This window comes from Hymenobacter chitinivorans DSM 11115 (genome assembly GCF_002797555.1).
Lineage (GTDB): Bacteria > Bacteroidota > Bacteroidia > Cytophagales > Hymenobacteraceae > Hymenobacter > Hymenobacter chitinivorans.
In genome coordinates this window covers 1-4,430 of sequence record NZ_PGFA01000007.1, presented here as the reverse complement: position 1 = coordinate 4,430, position 4,430 = coordinate 1, and the positions used below count along the sequence as shown (strand labels likewise).

The 4,430-nt window shown below is 62.3% G+C and carries 2 protein-coding genes; both read right to left on the bottom strand.

The window, feature by feature from the left end; translation table 11 throughout:
• Positions 1–3,581: beta strand repeat-containing protein (locus CLV45_RS24740; protein ID WP_157807779.1), on the bottom strand; the 3,581-nt coding region annotated here is incomplete at its 3' end.
• Between the two features lie 504 nt (positions 3,582–4,085).
• The coding region (locus tag CLV45_RS24735) for a T9SS type A sorting domain-containing protein (RefSeq protein WP_157807778.1) at positions 4,086–4,430 on the bottom strand (345 nt) is incomplete at its 5' end.

Here is a 4,430-nt window from a genome sequence, read left to right as displayed (position 1 = left end):
ACGGTGTTGGTGACGGTGTAGGTGCCCGCGGCGGAGGCGGCCAGGTTGATGGCCCCGGTGCTGGCGTTCAGGCTCAGGCCCGTGGTGGAGCTGAATGAGCCGGCCGAAGCTCCGGTGGCCAGCGTGGGCGTCACCGAGCCGGTGCTGCCGGCACAGTACGTACCCGCCGCGTAGCTGAAGCCCGCCGTAGCCGGAGCCGTGATGGTTACCGAAGCCGTAGCCGAAACGGCGGTGCAGCCACCGGAAGCGGCTACGGTGTTGGTGATGGTGTAAGTGCCGGGCGTCGAAGCCGCCAGGTTAATAACACCGGTCGTAGCGTTCAGGCTCAGGCCGGCGGCCGAGCTAAAGGTGCCCGCCGTGCTGGTCGCTGGTACTACTGGGGCCGGGTTGTTGCCGGTGGTGCAGTAGCTGGTCGCGGCGTAGGAGAACGAAGCCACCGGAGCTGCCGTGATGGTTACCGAAGCCGTAGCCGACGAAGGGCAGGTACCCCCCACGCTGTAGGTGACGGTGTAAGTGCCGGGCGTAGAAGCGGCCAGGTTGATGGCGCCGGTGGTGGCATTCAGGCTCAGGCCGGCGGCCGAGCTAAAGGTGCCGCCCGTGGTGCCCGTCACGGTAGCCGTGGGGTTGGTGCCGCTCACGCAGAACGTAGTGCCGCTGTAGCTGAACGTAGCCGAGGTAGCGGGGTTGACCGTCACGGCCACCGCAGCCGAGGTGGCCGAGCAACCGCCGTTGGTCACAATGACCGTGTAGCTGCCGCTGGCCGTAGCCGTGGTGGTGTAGGTGGCGGAAGTGGCGCCGGCAATGTCAGTACCGTTGAGCTGGTACTGGTAAGTAGCCCCGGCTACTGGCGTAGCATTCAGCGTGAGCGTACCCGAGCCGCAGAACGTGGTGGGCGTGCTGGCCGTCAGCGTGGCCGTGGGCGTGGGGTTCACCGTAATTGTGATGGGCGCCGAGTTCACCTGCCGACCGTCCGCCGTCAGAATTACGGCCCGAATCGTGGTGGTCGTGGTCAGGTTGCTGAACGTGAGCGTGGGCGTGTTGTTGGGCGTGGGCAGAGGCGTGAAGCCCGAGCCGGTGTTGAATTCGTAGGTTACAATAGTGCCTACGTAGCCCGTCAGGGTGATAGTACCCGAGTTGGCGCCGGCGCAAACCGTGCTAACCGAGCTGGTCAGCGAGCCGCCTTCGGTGTTGGCCAGCACGAAGAAGTCGTTGCCGGGCGTAAGGTTCAGGGTTGAAACCAAACCCGTGGCGGGCGTAGTTACTGCCGTGCCGCCGATGGAAGCATATGGGCCGTTGGCGCTAGGAGCTTGTGCTACCACGGCGGTAGCGGCATTGCCCACAATGTCGCCGGTGCCGTAGCTGAGCTGTACCGTGGCCGTAGCCGGCAGGTTAGCCGAGTTTTCGAGGCGCACGTAGCGGGTGGGGTTCAGGTTCGAAACTGGGGCTACTACGCTGCCGTTAGGCGTGCCGTTGATAACCGTAGCCGTGAACACCTGGTTGGCGCTGGTCGTGATGCCGCCCACTACTACTGGGCGCCAGCCGGCCGCGTCGCCCACGGCGAAGGTGCGGCTAACGGCGGTGGCGCTGTTAACGGTGATGCCCAGCGGGCCTTTCACGTAAGACGTGGCCGAACCCGTCGGGATGGCGCCGGCGCTAGGGCCGAGCACGAGCGTATTGGCGGCCGAGGTCGTCAGCACGCCACTAGTCAGAATCAGGGAAGCCGTCGAAACGCCGGGTACGGTTACGGGGCCGCCGGCCAGCGTTACGCCCGCCGGGTTACCAATGGTAATAACGTCAACTACGCGGCTGGCCGGAATTTCGAAGCCAGTCGTACGGTTGGTAATTTCCGGGGCGTAGATCAGCTGCAGAGCGCCGGTACCGATATTGAACGTCGGGGCCGAGGCAAACGAGCCGCTGGTGCCAGTGTTGGCCGTTACGCCCAGCTGAATAACGAAGAAAATAGCCGACCCGTCGCCGATGGTCAGGTTGTTGGTGCCATTGAGGTTGCCGGTAAACATGTTGACGCGGGTCACAACCAGCGGCATGTTCAGGGTAGCTCCACCGCCGTTGTTATCCACGGTCAGCGTGCGAATGGTAGTGGCAGTACCGGTGCCCCCGATGGTTTGGGGAACCGAGCCGGCAAAATACAGCGTGCTACCGGTAGCGGTGCCCGTCAGCGTACCATTGTTGGTAATAGTGGCACCCAGTTGGAGCAGCAGGAGGCCGTTCAGATTTAGGTTGGCACCCGCAGTAATCAGCGTGGTGCCGTACACGTTGGTCTGACCCTGCAGCACGGCCGTTTTGGCGTTGTTCGTGTTGTCAAGGTTCAGGTTGGGGAAGGTGCCGCGGATGCGGAAGTCAAAGTTAGTAGCCGTAGCGCCTACGCCCACGTTTACGGTGCCGCCGGTGTAGGTATAGGTGCCCGCTACGTAGTAGTCGAGGGGCGTGGTGGCAGTGCTACGCTGCACCAGGTTAATGGTGCCGCCCGAAATGGTCGTGGTGCCGTTGACGCCGAAGGAAGGCGTGCCCGAGGTGTTACCAACGGTGGCTACGTTAATGGTACCGCCGCTCAGGGTAAAGGTCATGGCCGCTGCGGCCGTGGCGCTGGTAAAGCTGGTGAAACGACCCACGGTGCTCAGCGTGCCGCCTTCCATGGTGTATACCGAGCCGGTGCCGAAGTTGATGGAGTTGCCGATCGAGTTACCCACGTTGAAGGTACCGGTCGAAATGCGCAGCAATCCGTTCACGACGGGCGAGCCGGTTTGGCTGGCGACGGTGAAGTTGGGGTTGTTGAGCCAGAAACCGCCGGTAACCGGAATAACGTAGGAGGCGGCGTTGCTGAACACGCGGTTAGTCACCGTGTTGGTGCCCGAGATTTTCAGCGTCCCGGTCATGTCATCCACCGTGTTGGTGGTGGTGCGCGTCGAGAGGAAGCCATCGGTAGCCGTGGTGCTGCCTTTCACCGACAGCGAGGGCAGAGCCATTTCCACGATGTCGGCCCGTACCGATTTGGCCAGCGACATGGTCTGCAGGTCGGTGGTGCCGGTGCCGGTGAAGGCCGCGTTGCCGGCGCCGGTGAAGCGCAGGTCGGAGCCGATGGTGGAGCTGGCGCTCAAATCCAGCGTGCCGTTGTTGGTAATGCTACCGGCTACCTGCAGCACGTAGGCTGTAGTGGCCGAGGTAAGCAGCGAGCCAGTGGCCGCCACGGTCAGGTTGCCGCAGGTACCGGCCACGTCCAGCGTCACGGTCGCGCCCGCCACGATGGTTACGTTGTCGGCCGCCGTGGGCACTACGCCACCGACCCAGGTAGTCGGGTCGCTCCAGTTGCCGCCCGTAGCCGTCGAGCTGATTTCGGCCTGAACCTGGCGCAGGGCGAGGGTTTTGGCGGGCAGGGCCACGCGGGCCGGGCTGGCCGCCGAAGCTGGCCGCTCCATGCGCTTGTCGGCGATGGGCAGAGCTAGGTCGCGGGTCTGCGCCTGGGCGCCCACGAGCGTGCTCAAGCCCAACGCCGCCGTCAGCAGCGGGCGCCAGGTAGAACCGGCCACGAGGGCCTTACCTGTATGGGGTAATGGGTTTTGCATAGAGGTTGTAAATAGGTGGGAAGTGAAAAAATGCTGAAAAAATGAAGAAAAAAGGGGCTGCTTGGCTAACCTGAATCAGTAGTCAGCAGCGCAAGTACTCAACGGGAGTGGAAAGGGAATAAATAAGGATGCGTAGTAGTGACAGTCGCCGCTCAATCAGTTAATAGCAATTCGCTTGGGTAAGAGGATAACGGGGCGGCGCTTCCGTAAATATGAGACCTTTCCGAGGTATTTGAATTATGGAAGGGCGGATATCTGAAAATAAATTGCTGAGCTTTTCGACCGGCCCCGTTCAAGGCGGTTATGCCGGAAATATTCAATGCCGTCGGGGTGCCTTACAAAATTGTGTGCGGCCCAAATGGGAGCTTCACCAACCACCGCGTACCGGCCAAACCGTGTGCCGCTACGGGTACTATTCTCCGGGTCTTGAGCCCAGATTCAGAAGACAACAAAAAAGCCTTCCTGCGCCGCAGGAAGGCTTTTTAATAGGGTAGACTAAGTTAGCTACTCCTTCACAATACGACGGATATCGAGGCCGCCTTCGGTTTTGGCCCGTAGCAGATACACGCCCACGGGTTGGGCCGCCAGGTTTAGGCGGACCGAGCGGGTGCTGCTGTTGCCGTCCACGGTCGTTGTGAACACCACCTGACCCAGGGCGTTGATTACCGTCAGCTCGGTAGCTTTAGCGTAGCCACTCAGCTCCACGGTCAGGTTGCCGTCGTGGGTGGGGTTAGGGTATACGCTCAGGCTGGAGCCGGCCAGGGGCTTGACACTGGAGCTTACGACGAGAGCAGCCGAGGGAGCCGCCGCGCAGCCGCCGGCGGAGACGACCACCGTGTAGGAGCCGTA